The sequence below is a fragment of the Moorena sp. SIOASIH genome (genome assembly GCF_010671925.1).
In the GTDB taxonomy this organism is placed as follows: domain Bacteria; phylum Cyanobacteriota; class Cyanobacteriia; order Cyanobacteriales; family Coleofasciculaceae; genus Moorena.
This window is the reverse complement of the sequence record NZ_JAAHIH010000003.1, coordinates 1,251,759-1,269,884: the sequence shown is the minus strand read 5'-3', so window position 1 is coordinate 1,269,884 and position 18,126 is coordinate 1,251,759. Positions and strand designations below refer to the sequence as shown.

At 41.4% G+C, this 18,126-nt stretch carries 3 protein-coding genes; all 3 read left to right on the top strand.

Translation table 11 applies throughout. The features are described from left to right. Positions 1 to 7 precede the first annotated feature (7 nt). The 3 genes from F6J90_RS20540 (at position 8) to F6J90_RS20530 (ending at position 18,076) form a co-directional block, all read left to right on the top strand. Positions 8 to 4,987, top strand: coding sequence for a type I polyketide synthase (locus tag F6J90_RS20540; RefSeq protein ID WP_293097464.1), 4,980 nt, complete (start codon positions 8 to 10; stop codon positions 4,985 to 4,987). 67 nt (positions 4,988 to 5,054) lie between these two features. Next, entirely contained in the window at positions 5,055 to 11,618 is a 6,564-nt protein-coding gene (locus F6J90_RS20535) for a type I polyketide synthase (protein ID WP_293097462.1), read from the top strand. After that, the gene (locus F6J90_RS20530) at positions 11,615 to 18,076 is read left to right on the top strand and encodes a non-ribosomal peptide synthetase (RefSeq protein WP_293097460.1); all 6,462 of its coding nucleotides are present in this window, start codon (positions 11,615 to 11,617) and stop codon (positions 18,074 to 18,076) included. The genes F6J90_RS20535 and F6J90_RS20530 overlap by 4 nt, the downstream gene beginning before the upstream one ends. Positions 18,077 to 18,126: the final 50 nt, after the last annotated feature.

Sequence of the window (18,126 nt, the reverse complement as noted above, 5' to 3'; positions counted from 1 at the left end):
TATTTCAATGAGTAGTACTCAGGTGCAAGAATATGCCAAACTGATGAAAATGGCATCAGACAAGATAGCTAAGTTGGAAGCTGAACTTGATGCACTAAAAAGTAAGGACAAATCAGAACCAATCGCGATCATTGGTATGGGTTGTCGCTTTCCTGGAGGTGCATCTACTCCAGAAGCCTTCTGGGATATTTTACAAAACGGAGTAGATGCGATCACTGAAGTACCACAAGACCGATGGCATCTTGATGATTATTACGACCCAGACCCAGACAGTCCTGGTAAAATATATACTCGCTATGGAGGATTTCTCAACAAACTTCAGGAGTTTGATAACAATTTTTTTGGTATTTCTCCCAAGGAAGCCATCCATCTAGACCCTCAACAGAGATTACTCCTAGAAGTCAGTTGGGAAGCTCTAGAAAATTCAGGCAAAAATCCGCAACAACTCCAAGGAAGCCCAACAGGTGTATTTATTGGTATTTGTGGCAACGACTATACCCAACGTATATTCAGTCAAGGTCCAGAACAATTTGATGCCTATGTAGCTACAGGCAATGCCCACAGTACAGCATCAGGGCGAATTTCCTATATTCTGGGACTAATAGGACCCAATTTGGCAGTAGACACAGCTTGCTCCTCTTCATTAGTAAGTATCCATTTGGCCTGTTCGAGTTTAAGGAATCAAGAATGCAACCTAGCCCTGTCTGGAGGGGTTAATCTATTGCTATCTCAGGAATTTAGCATCAACTTTTCTAAGGCTCGTATGTTATCCTTTGATGGTCGGTGCAAGACTTTTGATACTTCTGCTGATGGCTTTGTCCGTGGGGAAGGATGTGGTATTGTTGTACTTAAACGTTTATCAGATGCAGTAGCAGACCAGGACAATATTCTGGCAGTAATTCGGGGCAGTGCCATCAATCAAGATGGTGATACTAGTGGTTTAACGGTTCCTAATGGACCTTCTCAACAATCAGTCATCCGTCAAGCTTTGGCAAATGGGGAAGTAGACCCAACAAGTGTTAGTTATCTTGAAGCTCATGGTACAGGAACTGCTTTGGGGGACCCCATTGAAGTCGAAGCCATAGGAACGGTATTTGGCAAAACCCACTCTGTTGAACAGCCATTAATCATTGGTTCGGTTAAGACGAACATTGGTCACACCGAAGGAGCGGCAGGAATAGCAGGTTTGCTCAAGTTAGTCCTGCAACTGCAACATCAACAAATAGCACCATCACTACATTTTAACCAACCTAATCCTTATATTAATTGGTCTCAATTACCAGTAAAGGTCTCGACTCAGCTCACCCCTTGGCAAACTAACGAGAAAAGTCGCATCGCGGGAGTGAGTTCCTTTGGTTTTAGTGGAACTAATGCTCATGTAATCTTAGAAGAAGCACCAATAGAAGGCAACAGGCAACAGGCAACAGGCAACAGTGAAGATTACAGAAAAGGCAACAGTGAAGATTATTTAGAACGTTCAGTTCATCTGCTGACACTGTCAGCTAAAACCGAAACAGCTTTTGATGAGTTGGTCAGTAGTTATCAAAATTATCTCCCAACTCATCCAGAATTAGGGGTAGGAGATATCTGCTATACCGCCAACACAGGACGCGCTCATTTCAACCACAGATTAGCAGTTATCGCACAGAACCAACAAGAATTAGTTGAAAAACTCCGAGAGCACCAAGAAGGAGAGGAAGTAGCTGGAATCTTTTCTGGAAAACTGCCAAACAACACTACAGCACCAAAAATAGCCTTGTTATTCACTGGTCAAGGTTCCCAATATGTCAACATGGGAAGGCAGTTGTATCAACAAGCAGCAACTTTCCGTGAAGCAATTAACCAATGTGACGATATTCTCAAGACTGTAGAAACCTTCCGGGACAAGTCATTACGAGAAATTCTCTATCCAGCAGACGACTCATCAGATTCCTCCCTGCTGAACCAAACAGCCTATACCCAACCGGTGCTATTTGCTATAGAGTATGCTCTATGTCAACTCTGGCAATCCTGGGGGATTAAACCAAATGCAGTTATGGGTCACAGTGTAGGAGAATATGTAGCAGCAACAGTAGCAGGAGTATTTAGTTTAGAAGATGCCTTGAAACTCATTGCCGCTAGGGGAAGGTTGATGCAGAAATTACCTGCTGGTGGTGAGATGGTTTCAGTCATGGCTCCAGAAGTAAAAGTCCTAGAGACATTGAATGGGATGTCCCTAGGAGACAAAGTAGCCATAGCAGCCATCAACGGACCCCAAAGTATCGTAATTTCTGGTGATAGTGAAGCAGTAAGAGCGATCGCAACTAACCTGGAATCCCTTGGCATCAAGACCAAACAACTACAAGTATCCCATGCCTTCCATTCCCCTCTGATGGAACCAATGTTGGCAGAATTTGAAGCAGTAGCTAATCAAATTACCTACCATCAGCCTAGGATACTACTGATATCAAATGTTACTGGCAAACTGGTGGGAGAGGAGATTACTTCTGCCAAATATTGGGTAAATCATGTGCGCCAACCAGTGCGGTTTGCCCAAAGCATGACGACTCTGCATCAACAAGGATATGAGTTATTCCTGGAAATCGGACCCAAACCAGTATTGCTAGGAATGGGGCGTCAATGTTTACTAGAAGAAGTCGGTGTCTGGTTACCCTCATTGCGTCCAGGAGTAGATGAATGGCAGCAGATGCTCTCTAGTTTAGGACAGTTATATGTACAGGGAGTCAAAATAGATTGGCTAGGATTTGACAAAGATTATGCTCGTCAGAAGGTAGCATTACCGACATATCCCTTCCAGGGAGAACGGTATTGGGTAGAAACCAAAGTAAACGGAAATCACCAGCATAGTTCTTGGACATCAGAAAATAGTAATACCGCGATCGTTAACCTGCTAAGTCAAGGAGAAACGGCAACCCTAGCGCAACAACTGGAACAAGCAGCCAAGTTTTCACCAGAGCAGCTTAAACTTTTACCCGAAATATTAGAAGTACTAGCTAAACAACATCAGCAACAATTAGCAGCAGCAACGATTAAAGATTGGTTCTATCAACTACAGTGGCAACCTTTGCCTCAGACTCAGTCCCAAACAAGCATCAAACCGAGTCATTGGTTGATTTTTGCGGATAATACGGGGGTCGCGGAAAAATTAGCCCAAAAATTGCAAGAGCAAGGACATGAATGCAGCCTAGTTCATCGAGCAGACAACTATCAACAACTAGCAGCAGGAAGATATCAACTCAATCCCTCTGCTCCTGAAGAATTTGAACAACTCCAAAAATTCATTCTAGAAACCAGTCAACTGTCCTTATCAAAGGTAATTCATTTGTGGAGTTTAGATGCTCCAGCTACAGAAGATTTAACCCTTGACAGCTTAGAGCAAACTCAACTGTGGGGGTGTGGCAGTGTCTTGCACCTATTACAAAGTGTGCTCAAAACTACCAATGTTCCTCAACTATGGCTAGTCACCAGGGGCGCTCAGTCAGTATTATCTAACACGGAGAAACTAACAGTAGCTGCCTCGCCCTTGTGGGGATTAGGTAGAGTAGTATCTCTAGAAAATTCCCAACTTTGGAGAGGATTAGTAGATTTAGATCCACAAACACCAGAAGACGAAGTAGAAAAGCTACTGCAACTGCTAGTAAATAACCTAGAAGAAGACCATCTAGCCTTACGAGGAGAACAAACCTATGTAGCTCGTTTAGTGCAGCAATCTCCTCAATCATCCGAGCAACCACTATCATTATCATCTGATGCTACTTACTTGATTACTGGAGGACTGGGAGCTTTAGGGTTACATACAGCCCAATGGCTAGTAGAAAAGGGAGCCAGAAATATTGTGTTAACTGGGCGTAGTGCTCGATCAGAAACAGTACAAGAAATCACAGAACAACTAGAACAGGCAGGTGCTCAAGTTAGGGTTTTGTTAGGGGATATCTCTGTTGAACAAGACGTAGCCCAAATTATTGAAGAAATTCAGATATCTTTACCTACACTCAAGGGGGTTATTCATGCAGCCGGAGTGCTTGATGACGCTACCCTGCAACAGATGAGTTGGGAGCATTTTACCAAGGTAATGGCACCAAAAGTAAGAGGAACTTGGCATTTACATCAATTCACCCAAGATCTGCCACTAGATTTCTTCGTCTGCTTCTCCTCAATGGCTTCCTTAATCGGTTCACCAGGTCAAGGAAACTATGCTGCTGCCAATGCTTTTATGGATGCTTTGGCTCACTATCGTCGAGGCAGAGGATTATCTGGATTAAGTATTAACTGGAGTGCCTGGAGTTATGGAGGAATGGCGGCTAGTTTAGCAGTTGAACATCAAAACCGAATTCATAACCTGGGAATTAGTACTATTGCTCCAGAACAAGGCATGTATGCCTTAGAAGAAATGTTAAGAAATCAAGCTCTAACTGGACAAGTTGGTGTAATATCTGTACAGTGGTCATTATTGACACAACAGTGGAGTAATTTAAATAAAAGTTCATTACTGCGGCAACTATTACAACAGGAACAATCACAGCAACCAGATACACATGAACAGCAGCTAAACCGAGAAATTTTAGAAAAATTAGAGAAGGCATCACCAGGCGAACGTCAGGAAATTTTAAGGAAACACATTCGAGGGCAAGTAGCTAAGGTATTAGGTTTTAATTCGTCTCAATTACCTGAAGTGAATTTAGGCTTTATGGAAATGGGGATGGACTCTCTGACCACAGTGGAATTAAAGAATCGACTACAAGCTCAACTAGGAATTGCCTTACCCGGGACAGTAGCGATGGAATATCCCACGATTGAAACACTATCCCAATATATATTGAAGGAAGTCATGGGATGGCAATCAGTAGCAGATTCGGAGAACAACTTACCTGAGTTAGAAGAGGTAGACGTAGATGATCATATTTTGCCAGTTATCGAAAATATCTCAGAAGAAGAATTTGAAGCACTAGCAGCTCAGCAACTAGAAAAAATCAAGAGTATGCTTTGATAAATTGCTGCAAGCAGGAAATTGCAATCAATCAACAAATAACAAAATACGTCAAGGCTAAAAATTCATGGAACCGACTACCAACAAAGAGCAACTATCATTATCCAAACAGATGTTTCTGGCGCTAAAGCAAGCAGAAACTAAATTGGAAATGATGGAGCGTTCAAGAAGTGAAGCGATCGCCATCATTGGCATAGGCTGTCGATTTCCTGGAAATGCCAACACACCAGAAAGTTTCTGGGAATTGTTATCTAATGGTAAAGACTCTGTTAGAGAGATTCCACTAGAACGTTGGGATATAGATTCTTACTACGACCCCAACCCTGATACTCCAGGGAAAATGTATATCCGGCACGCAGCATTAGTTGATCAGGTAGATCGGTTCGATCCGCAATTTTTTGGTATCTCTGGCCGAGAAGCCCATAGCCTTGACCCACAGCAACGTTTTATTTTGGAAGTAACTTGGGAAGCTTTAGAAAGAGCTGGTATTAATCCCCAGCAATTAAAAAACACTCAGACAGGAGTGTTTCTGGGTATCGGTCAAAATGATTATGCTAATTTGGGTTTGAGCCAAGTCGAAAATATTAGCCCTTATGATGCTACAGGAAATGGGTTCTGTTTTGCAGCAGGTAGGTTATCTTACTTTTTAGGATTGCAAGGCCCATCAATAGCAATAGATACAGCTTGTTCATCATCTCTGGTAGCTATACATGAAGCTTGTCAGAGTCTGCGTCAGGGTGAGTCTAATCTAGCTTTAGCTGGGGGAGTCCAACTAATTCTCTCTCCTCAAGTGACAACTGCACTATCAAAATTAAAGGCTCTATCACCTGATGGCAAGTGTAAAACTTTTGATGCTGCTGCTGATGGTTATGGTAGGGGAGAGGGATGTGGCATTGTGGTACTTAAGCGTTTGTCGGATGCGGTCAAAAATGGGGACAATATCCAGGCAGTAATTCGTGGTTCCGCTGTTAATCATGATGGGCCGAGTAGCGGACTGACAGTACCTAATAAACTAGCTCAGGAAAAACTTATTCAGCAAGCTCTCAAAGCAGCAAAAGTAGAACCCGATCGAGTGAGTTATGTGGAAGCTCATGGTACTGGAACTTCCCTCGGAGATCCTATGGAAGTGAGAGCTTTAGCTAGCGTGTTTGAGCAGGGACGCGATCGGGAAAATCCATTGCATATCGCTTCAGTTAAAACTAATATTGGTCATCTAGAAGCAGCAGCAGGAATTGCAGGTGTTATTAAGGTGGTTTTACAACTGCAACATCAAAAAATAGCCCCTCATCTGCATTTTGCTAATCCTAACCCCTATATTGATTGGGAGAATATACCTTTAAAAGTACCTACTCAACTCACACCTTGGCTGTCATCAGGCGGGAAAAGAGTAGCAGGAGTAAGCTCTTTTGCTATTAGTGGCACCAATGCTCATATTGTTTTAGAAGAAGCTCCTGCAGAATTCAGAATTCAGAATTCAGAATTCAGAATTCAGGATATTGCTGAACGTCCGATTCATATATTAGCTCTGTCGGCAAAAACAGAAAAAGCTTTAGAAGATTTAGTCAGTATTTATCAAAATAATTTAGAAATTTCTCCAGATTTGGCACTAGCAGATGTATGTTATACAGCTAATACAGGCAGAGGACATTTTAATCATCGACTAGGGGTTATTGCTTCTGAGCAAAAGGAATTAATAGAAAAACTGCTTGACTGGAAAACTAAGAAAGAAGTAGTTGGACTATTTTCTGGACAACCAGATGGCTGCAGCCAAAGTCCGAAAATAGCTTTCCTATTCACAGGTCAAGGTTCCCAGTATGTGAATATGGGAAGGCAACTGTATGAACAAGCACCGACTTTCCGTCAAGCTTTAGATCGATGCGACCAAATTTTACAACCCTATCTAGAAGTACCTCTATTAGAAGCTATATACCCTAAAGATGCACAAAAGTCAAGTTCTTCTTTGCTAGACCAAACAGCTTATACCCAACCTGCTTTGTTTGCTATAGAATACGCCCTAGCTAAGTTATGGGAATCTTGGGGGATTAAACCCAATGTGGTGATGGGTCATAGTGTGGGAGAATATGTAGCAGCTTGTGTGGCAGAGGTTTTTAGTCTGGAGGACGGTCTGAAATTAATCGCCATGCGGGGCAGGTTGATGCAACAGTTACCCTCTGGTGGTGAAATGGTGTCTTTGTTAGCATCAGAATCTCAAGTCAGAGAAGCCATAGGAGATTATAGTTCGCAAGTGACAATAGCAGCGATTAATGGACCAGAAAGTATCGTGATTTCTGGTGAAAGTGAAGCGATCGCAACCATTTGCAGTAAGTTAGAAGCAAAGGGAGTTAAGACCAAACATTTACAGGTGTCCCATGCTTTTCATTCCCCGTTAATGGAGCCAATGTTGGCAGAGTTTGAAGCAGTAGCTCAGGAAGTCACATATAGTCAGTCTAGGATACCAGTTATTTCTAATGTTACTGGTCAAAAGGTGAGTTCAGAAATGACTACCGCTAAATATTGGGTAAATCATGTCCGACAACCAGTGAAGTTTGCCCAGAGTATGAAAACTCTGGATGAGGAAGGTTATAAGGTATTCTTGGAAGTGGGACCAAAAGCAATATTACTGGGGATGGGACGTCAATGTTTACCAGAAGATGTGGGAGTATGGTTACCATCTTTACGTCCAGGAGTAGAAGAATGGCAACAAATGCTCTCAAGTTTAGGACAGTTGTATGTAAAAGGATCCCAAGTAGATTGGTCAGGGTTTGACCGAGATTATACTAATCAGAAAGTAATCTTGCCAACTTATCCATTTCAGCGGGAAAAGTATTGGATTGAAACAGCTAATACTCAAGGTATCTCTACAACAAAACTTCATCCTCTGATTAATCGCAAGTTTCAATCTCCTTTATCAAAAGATATCTTTTTTGAATCTGAGTTTAGCACCGACGCCCTACCATTTTTAGCAGACCACCGTATATATGAAAAAGTTGTAGTGCCTGGTGCAAGTCACATTTCTCTATTGTTAGCAAGCGCCTCTCTAACATTTTCTACAACCGGATGTCAACTGGAGGACATTCTGTTTCCCCAAGCCTTAGCAATACCAGAACAGGGGGTACGGAACGTTCAGGTAGCTTTAACTCCACAGGATAGCTCATATTCATTTCAAGTAATTAGTTTTGATAGCTCTGAGAGTAATTCTTGGGCTGTCCATGCTACAGGAAAGATTTATCCTACCAATGTTGAGCGATTCCTAGGTCATGCTTCGCAAACGCAGCAGTCTCTAGAAACCATCGAAGAAATTCAATCTCGTTGTACTAAAAAAATTGAAAGTACAGAAATTTACCAGAATATATGGGATAGACAAGTTCAATTACGGGAGAGTTTTAGATGGATAGACCAAGTATGGTTAGGAGAGGGAGAAATTCTGTGTCAAATGAAAGTCCCTGAGACAGTGTTAGATGCGCTTAAGTATCAAATACATCCGGCCTTAATTGACTCATGCTTTCAGTCAGTGGCTGCACTTAACCTCAGTCTGTCGGATGACCAAAATGAAACTTTTGTGCCCTTCAGTATAGAGAAGTTTACTTTTTATCAGCGCCCTGAGAATGGTTCGCTTTGGTGTTATACCCGTGGATTGAAAGATGGAGCATCAGAGGAAAAACTGCTGAAAGCCGAAATACAATTATTTGACCAAACTGGGAAATTGGTGGCTCAGGTTAATGGTTTTGAGGGTAGGAAAGCGAATCCGGAAACCTTACTGAAGAGTCTAGATTCAGATTTAAGTGATTGGTTTTATGAAATCAACTGGGAAGCTCAACCCTTAACAAAAACTGCAAATGAAAATGGCTCTGGTAAATGGTTAGTATTTGCACTTACTGATGAATTGGTAGACTCGGTCGGGAAGTATCTAGAAGAGAGAGGACAGAACTATATTTGGGTATCCCCAGGTTCAGAGTATCAGCAATTAGATGCTCAACATTATCAAATTAATCCCACTGTAGCTGAACAATTTCCCAAACTGCTCCAAGATAATTCAGATATTAAGGGCATTTTGCATTTATGGGGTATAATAAATGAAGTTGAGGATTTACAAACAGCTCAACAACTTGGTTGTGCAACAGCGTTACATTTAGTGCAAGCCTTAGTTCAAGCTGGATTGACTAATGTAACACCGATGTGGTTAGTTACTCAAGGGACTCAGAGTATATTGGATGAAGCAGAAGTGGTGCAACCCCAACAAGGAACTCTATGGGGACTAGGGCGTGTTATTAGTCTAGAACACCCAGAATTAAGGTGTGGCCGAATAGACTTAGACCCCAAAACAAATGTTTCGGAAATGCTACCCAGTTTAGTAAATGAAGTATTTTATAAGAATAATGAAGACCAAATAGCAATTCGTCAGGGAGTCCGTTATGTAGCCAGATTAGTACGACAACAAAAGCCGAAATCGAGCTTAGAAGAAAAATTAGGATTAGAAAATCAACCACTAGAATTGAAGTTGTCTGAATATGGACTGATAGACAACCTCAAGTGGCAAGTAATGCAGCGCCGTCCTCCACAAGGGAATGAAGTAGAAATTCAAGTCAAAGCAGTGGGTTTAAACTTCCGAGATGTACTCAATTCCTTGGGGTTACTGAAAGAATATTATGCTCAGGTATTAGGTATTACTGACGTAGCTCAACTTAACTTGGGCTTAGAATGTGTAGGCGTTATTGCATCTGTGGGAGACAATGTGTCTCAGTGGCAGGTGGGAGATGAGGTGATGGCTTTGGTTCATAATGGGTTCAGTAGCTTTGTCACTACTCCGGCTGAGTTAGTGATGGCTAAACCGAAAAATCTGAGTTTTACGGAAGCAGCTACTTTACCATTGACTTTCGCTACAGCTTACTATGGATTACAACACTTAGCTAAAATTCAGCCAGGAGAGCGAGTATTAATTCATGCTGCTGCTGGTGGTGTAGGGCAAGCGGCAGTTCAAATCGCACTACAGACAGGAGCAGAAGTATTCGCGACTGCGAGTCCGCCTAAGTGGGAGTTTCTCAAGTCTATGGGCATTAAACACATAATGAACTCTCGCACTTTAGAGTTTGCTGATGAAATAATGAGTTTGACTCAGGGAAAAGGTGTAGATATAGTCTTAAATAGTCTGAATGGAGATTTCATTGATAAGAGTTTTGCTGTTTTGGCTACTCAAGGACGGTTTGTAGAAATTGGTAAAATAGGGATTTGGGAGCAACAACAGGTGATGCAGAAGCGACCAGATGCTGATTACTTTCCCTTTGATATTGGAGAGAGGATCCAACAACAACCAGGTTTAATTGCCAAAATTTCAGAGGAATTGAACCAGCAGTGTCAGCAAGGAAAACTGAAAGCATTATCTTATAAAGTATTTCCTAGTACAGAAATCAAAGCTGCCTTCCGATATATGCAGCAAGGTAAGCATATAGGAAAAGTGGTAGTTTCTATGCCAGAAACTGGAGATGAGCAAAAATCCATCAAACCAGAAGCAAGTTATTTAATTACAGGAGGTTTAGGAGCTTTAGGCTTAGAAGTAGCCCAATGGATGGTATCCGAGGGAGCCAAGTATATAGTATTAACTGGGCGTCGGAGTCCGAATGAAACTGCACAAAAAATCATAGAGGAGTTAGAAGCAGCAGGAGCATCAGTCAGTGTTTTGTTAGGGGATATTTCTACTCAAGAGTCTGTCATCAAAATCTTAGAGGGGATATCTGCTTCGTTACCTCCACTTAAAGGAGTGATTCATGCTGCTGGGGTGTTGGATGACGGGGTATTACAAAAGATGAGCTGGGATAGATTTACAAAAGTTATGGCTCCCAAGGTGTCAGGAACCTGGTATTTACATCAACTGACTCAGGATTTACCTTTAGATTTCTTTGTGTGTTTCTCGTCTATGGCTTCGATGTTGGGGAATTATGGTCAAGGAAACTATGCGGCGGCCAATGGTTTGATGGATGCGATCGCCCACTATCGCCGAGGTCAGGGTTTACCAGGATTAAGTATTAACTGGGGAGCATGGGCAACAGCAGGAATGGCTGCTCGTTTAGCAAGGGAACATCAAAATCGAATGCAGAGCAGTGGGGTAGTGGCAATTGAACCAGAATCAGGAATGCAAGCATTAGGTTCATTGTTATCAGGGTCTCAAAGCCAAGTAGGGGTGTTCCCTGTTAATTGGTCGGAGTTTTTTAGGCAGATGCCAGGATTGGCAAAGCTCCCATTTTTAGAAGCTTTTACCACAAAATCGGTAGAACAGAGTCAGAGCGGTCGAATTCTAGAACAGCTAAATTTAGCTTCAGATAGGGAACAAGAAAAGCTATTGACCTCTTATCTCCAAAGCAAAATTGCTCATATTATGGGTATGACAGTTTCTCAAATAGAGTTAGAAAAATCTCTAATTATGATGGGACTTGACTCATTGATGGCTGTGGAATTGCGAAATCAGATTCAAATTGAGCTGCGAGTCGATATTCCAGCCACCATATTTATGGAAGGAATCACCATTATAGCTCTAGCAAATGAGATTAAGCAACAACTGATCATTAAAACAGATAAAAATAAAATTATTGAGCCAGATAACGTCAAAGATACTAATTGGATAGAGGTAGAACTATGAACTTAGTGGAGTTTTTACAAGATATCTCTCTCAAAGGAGTAAAATTATGGTGTGATGGGGAAAAATTGCGTACGGGAGGTTCCCAAGAGGTATTAACTCCCGATGTTATTGCTCAACTGAAGCAGCACAAATCAGAAATCTTACAGTTACTAAAGGAAAATCCAGATATATTCCAAGTCCATCCCCTCTCTTATGGTCAAAAAGGTCTCTGGTTTTTGTGGCAGCTATCACCTCAAAATCATAATTATAATGTGTCATTTTCGGTTCGGATCTACTCTAAGGTAGATATAACTATTTGGCAACAAGTTTTTCAAGCTCTAAGGGAAAGGCATCCGCTACTACGGAGTACATTCCCGACGTTAGGCGAACAACCAATCCAGCAACTACATCAACATCAAGAGTTAGACTTCTTACAGATAGATGCTTCTAGTTGGAGTGAAGAGGAGTTAAACAAAAAGGTAGTTGAAGCTCACAGACATCCTTTTAACCTAGAAACAGAACCAGTGATGCGAGTTAGGTGGTTTACTTGTTCCGAACAAGACCATATTATGTTACTGACAATACACCACATTGCTTTAGATGGTTGGTCATACAATTTAATTGCCAAAGAGCTGCCACAACTCTACCAATCTCAATTAAATGGGCTTGAGGCATCCCTACCACCACTAAAGCATTCTTATCACGATTATGTTAGTTGGCAAAAGAAGTTAGTAGAAGGACAAGAAGGAGAACAACTATGGAACTATTGGCAACAAAAATTAGGCGGGGAATTACCTGTATTGAATTTGCCCACAGACAGACCACGACCGCCAATACAGACCTATAACGGTGGTAGTTACCCCTTCAAATTATCTGAAAAGCTGACTCAGCAACTGAAGACACTGGCTCAAAAAGAAGAGGTAACTCTTTATATGCTCCTGTTAGCTGGTTTTCAGGTGCTTCTATCTCGTTACACCGGTCAAGAGGATATATTGTTAGGATCGCCTACATATGGTAGGACTAAAGCTGAGTTTGCTTCTATTGTTGGTTACTTTGTAGACTCAGTAGTAATGAGAGCAGATTTGTCAGGGAATCTCTCTTTTAGAGATTTCCTCTCTCAAGTACGCCAGACAGTCCTGGGAGCACTAGCTCATCAAGATTATCCCTTTGCTTTATTGGTAGAGAAGTTACAGGTAGAACGTGACTCCAGTCGTGCTCCTCTTTTTCAGGCTTGTTTTGTACTACAAAAATTCCAGGAATTTCAAGATGTGCAAAAGGTGTTGTTTAGCAGCAAAAAAACCTTAATGAATTGGGGAGGACTTGAAGTAAAACCTTTTGGACTCGAACAGTATGAAAGTCAATATGATTTATTCCTGGAAATGCTTGAACAGGACTCATTTATGGTTGGGTTATTAAAATACAATGCTGACTTATTTGATGAGCAAACTATTGCCCGAATGGCCGGTCATTTCCAGAACTTGTTAGAAGGGATAGTGAAAGATCCACAACAGAGAGTAACAGCACTATCATTAATGACAGAGCCAGAGCTAGACCAGATACTGATAGAGTGGAATAATACGAAAACAGATTACCCCACAGACAAATGTATCCATCAGTTATTTGAGGATCAGGTAGAGAAAACCCCAGATGCAGTAGCAGTAGTATTTGAACAACAAAAGTTGACCTACTCCCAATTAAATACTAAAGCCAATCAACTAGCCCACTACTTGCAAACCTTGGGAGTCAAACCAGAAATGCTAGTGGGAATATGTGTAGAGCGTTCAGTAGAGATGGTAGTAGGTTTATTAGCCATACTCAAAGCCGAAGGAGCTTATGTGCCATTAGACCCGGCCTATCCCCAAGAACGCCTAGAATATATGTTCGCTGACTCCCAAGTGTCAGTGTTACTAACTCAAGAACAATTATTAGCTCAACTCCCCCAACATCAAGCCCAAGTAGTCTTTCTAGATAAAGATTGGGAAAAAATAGCCACAGAAACACCAGAAAAAGTAGAGAGTGAAGTCAGCCCCCAAAATTTAGCTTATGTAATTTATACATCAGGTTCCACAGGTAAACCGAAAGGAGTCTTGGTAGAACACAAGGGACTGTGTAATCTGGCTACAGTTCAAATTCAAGCATTTCAAGTCAACTCAAACAGTAGAGTGCTTCAATTCGCATCATTAAGTTTCGATGCCTCCATCTCGGAAATAGTCATGGCTTTAGGTTCAGGAGCCAGTTTGTACATGGGCAGCCGAGATACCTTAATGCCTGGAGTGGGTATGAGTCAGTGGTTGCGGAACAACAAAATCACCCATATCACCATACCCCCCTCAGCTCTGGCAGTGATGCCAAAAGAGGAATTACCAGATTTAAAGACTATAGTTGTAGCAGGAGAAGCTTGCTCGCCAGAGTTAATATCTTGGTGGGCAAAGGGACGACAATTTGTGAACGCCTACGGACCAACAGAATCAACAGTATGTGCCACCATGGCCGAATGCTCACCAGAGTGTTCTGTGCCACCCATAGGTAGGCCGATCAGCAATACTCAAATCTACATCCTAGACAGGAATTTACAACCAGTCCCCATAGGAGTACCTGGTGAAATTTATATCAGTGGTGTTGGTTTAGCTCGTGGCTATCTTAACCAACCTCAATTAACACAGGAAAAATTTATTTCCCATCCTTTGAGGAATTTAACCGAGGAGAGGCTGTACAAAACAGGAGATTTAGCTCGTTACTTACCGGATGGCAATATTGAGTTTCTTGGTCGCATAGATAATCAGGTGAAGATACGAGGTTTCCGAATTGAACCTGGAGAAATTGAATCAGTTCTCAGGAGGCATTCCCAAGTCCAACAAGCTGTAGTAATCGACAGGGAAGATACTCCAGGGAACAAGCGGTTGGTAGCATATTTTGTTCCCGAACCAGAGTTGGAACAAAATATCCAGAAGATGAAAGGCATAGAACTTTGGCCATCAATAGCCGAATACTATGTTTATGATGAGTTATTGTACTATGCGATGACTAATGACCATCGTCGAAACCAAAGTTATCAAGTGGCAATTAATCACCTTGTTAAAGAGCGAGTAGTGGTAGAAATTGGGACAGGCAAGGATGCTATTTTGGCGAGATTTTGTGCACAAGCAGGAGCTAAGAAAATCTATGCTATTGAGAGAGACCAAGAAACCAGTCAGTTAGCTAAAGCTTGCGTGGATAAGTTGGGATTATCGGCACAAATTGAAATCATACATGGAGATGCGATGACGGTTAACCTACCCGAATTAGCGGATGTATGTGTTTCTGAAATTGTGGGAGCCATTGGTGGATGTGAAGGAGCAGCAGTAATTATTAATAATACCAGAAGGTTTTTGAAGCCAGACGGTGCGATGATTCCCGAAAGAAGTGTGACTAAGATTGCAGCAGTAACTCTTCCAGAACCATTACTTAATCAACCCAGATTTACCAAAGTTTCTGGTTATTATACCCAGAAAATTTTTGAACAGGTTGGGTATCCTTTTGATTTACGGGTTTGTATTAAAGGATTTCCTCAAGCAAATTTACTTTCCAATCGAGAAATATTTGAGGATTTATACTTTACTAAATTTTTAGATACAGAGTTGACTCATCAAATTCAGTTAAGGATAGAAAAATCCGGCAGATTAGATGGTTTTCTGGTCTGGTTAAATTTGCATACTATTGAGGGTGAGTGTATAGATATTCTCGAACATGAGCATTGTTGGTTACCAGTTTATTTTCCAGTGTTTGAGCCTGGTATTGATGTGAGTGAAGGAGATGTGATTGAAGCTTTTTGTAGCCGAAAGCTCTGCGAAAATAATTTGAATCCAGATTATGCTATCCAAGGACGTATTATCAGGCAACAAAGAGAAGATATTGATTTTGAACACATTTCTTATCACTGGAAACAACAGTTTAAGCAAACTACTTTTTATCAAAGGTTATTTGCAGAAACTGAAACAGTTAGCACTTCTAGTTTACAACTATTAGATACTCACATCAACAGTTGGCAAAACCTATTTAACCAACTAATTAAAGAAAATAAGAGTGAAGTAACTGACTCTCTATTTAACACTAGAGGATGGATTAGTAACTACGATAACCAGCCCATACCAGTAGAGCAAATGCGCATCTGGGCAGGAGATATAGTAACTCAAGTATTAGCCCAGAAACCAGAGAGTTTGTGGGAAATAGGTTGTGGCACAGGAATGCTCCTATTTCAAATTGCCCCGCAGACACAAAACTATTATGGAACAGATATCTCCAAGGTCTCATTAGAATACATCAAAAAACAAATAGAACAGGAACCAGAAGAATATAGTCATGTCTCCTTAGCACAGAAACGAGCTGAAGACATGGCTGATATACCAGATAACAGTTTCGATGTCGTATTGCTGAGTTCCATAGTGCAGTATTTCCCTAGTGTGGAGTATTTGTTGGAAGTAATAGAAAAAAGTATCCGGGTAGTCAAACCAGGAGGAATGATTTTCCTAGGAGATATCCGGAGTTTGCCATTAATGAAAGCCTTTCACAGTTCGGTGCAGCTGTATCAAGCAACTCCCTCACTGTCGAGACAACAACTCTTAGAAAAAATAGACAGAAAAATGGAGCAGGAGACCGAGTTGTTATTGTCACCAGAGTTGTTTGTAGCTCTCCAAGAAAAACATCCAGAAATAACTGATGTACAAATCCGTTTACAGAGGGGAACAGAACACAATGAACTGAATAAATATAGGTATAGCGTACTGTTGCATATAGAGGCACAACCAGGAAAAGTAATAACACCGACTGTAGAAAGTGGAGCTTCTCTGAGTGTTCAACAGATAGAAACTTATCTGCGAGACCAACAGCCAGAATCAATTTGCTTTAGTGGTTTAGTAAATGGTAGAGTAGCAAGTGATGTAGGTTTAGTGGAGTTGCTATCACAGCCAGAAGCAAAACAGAATGTACAGCAGTTAAGGCAGAAGTTAGAGTCCAAGGCAGTCAATGGCATAGACCCAGAGAGGTTATATGAACTGAGTGCATCTTTAGGGTATAGCTTGGAGTTGTGTTGGTCTACTCAGGGTAGTGGAGAATTGATGGATGGGGTATTTGTGCGCAGTGAGTTAGCCAAAGAAGGGATAGTGTTAACACCCCTGACTCAAAAATCGGTGGTAGCAGGTAACTGGCATCATTATGGGAATAATCCGTTGAGTTCCCAGTTGAGAAAGGAACTGATACCACAGTTGAGAGAGTATATACAGTCGCGGTTGCCAGAGTATATGGTGCCATCGGGATTGATGGTGTTGTCGCAACTGCCTCTGACTCCTAACGGTAAGGTAGACCGTAAGGCTTTACCTGTCCCGGATATGGCCAGTAGATATCAAAACCAAGAATATATTGCACCACGCGATCGCCAAGAATTACTATTGCTAAAAATATGGGAAGATCTTTTAGGTATTCATCAAATTAGCATTAGAGATAATTTCTTTGACCTAGGGGGTCACTCACTTTTGGCAGTTCGCTTGATGAAATATATTGAAAATGAGTTGGGGAAATCTCTATCCCTGTCAACCCTCTTCCAATCTCCTACTATTGAGGAACTAGCTGCTGTTCTCCGTCAAGAGAGTATTTCCTCCTTTTCCCCTCTATTTCCTATTAACCCAAATGGCTCCAAAGTGCCAATATTTTGCATACACCCTGGTGGTGGAACTGCTTTCTGCTACTTTGAGTTAGCTAAACTATTGGGAACGGAGCAACCCTTCTATGGTCTACAAGCATTAGGTATAGAAAAAGGGCAAGAACCACTCACACGGGTAGAAGATATGGCTAGTCTTTACCTTTCTGCTATTCGTGAGGTGCAGCCAAATGGTCCGTATACTCTACTTGGTTGGTCATTTGGTGGAGCAGTAGCATTACAGATGGCTTACGAATTAACGATTCAAGGTGAACAAGTAGCTTTTCTAGGATTACTTGATACCTACGCCCCATCGAAGTTGCCTGATGAGCAAAACTTAGTAGAAGTAGAAGGGGAAGAAATTGTCTTTCAATTGTTTGGGGGAACTGTTTCTATACCTACCGAAGAATTCCAGAAACTTGCTCCAGAGGAAAGAACAGTCTTCATTTTGAATAAAGCTCAACAAGCTAATGTAGTTCCTCTTGATTTTCAGGTTGCTGATATTGAACGTCTCCTGAAAGTTTTGGAGCTAAATTATAATGCAATGCGTAGCTACTCACCACCCAACTATTCAGGTTCTATGACTTTATTCAAACCTGAAAAAGGTTCATTGGGATTCTCCCAGGAAGTCATTGCTGCTATGGGACCAACTCTAGGTTGGGCAGAGGAGTCTATTGGCGAAGTTAAGGTAGAAACTGTTCCTGGTTATCACGAATATATGGTTTCCCAACCTAGTGTAACCACCTTAGCTAAAAAGTTACAAGCTTGTATAGAAAAAGCTTTGAGTAACAAAAGTTACAGCCAATAATTCAATCAAATCTAATCAAAAGTTTAAACAAATTAGGATATCAATATCTT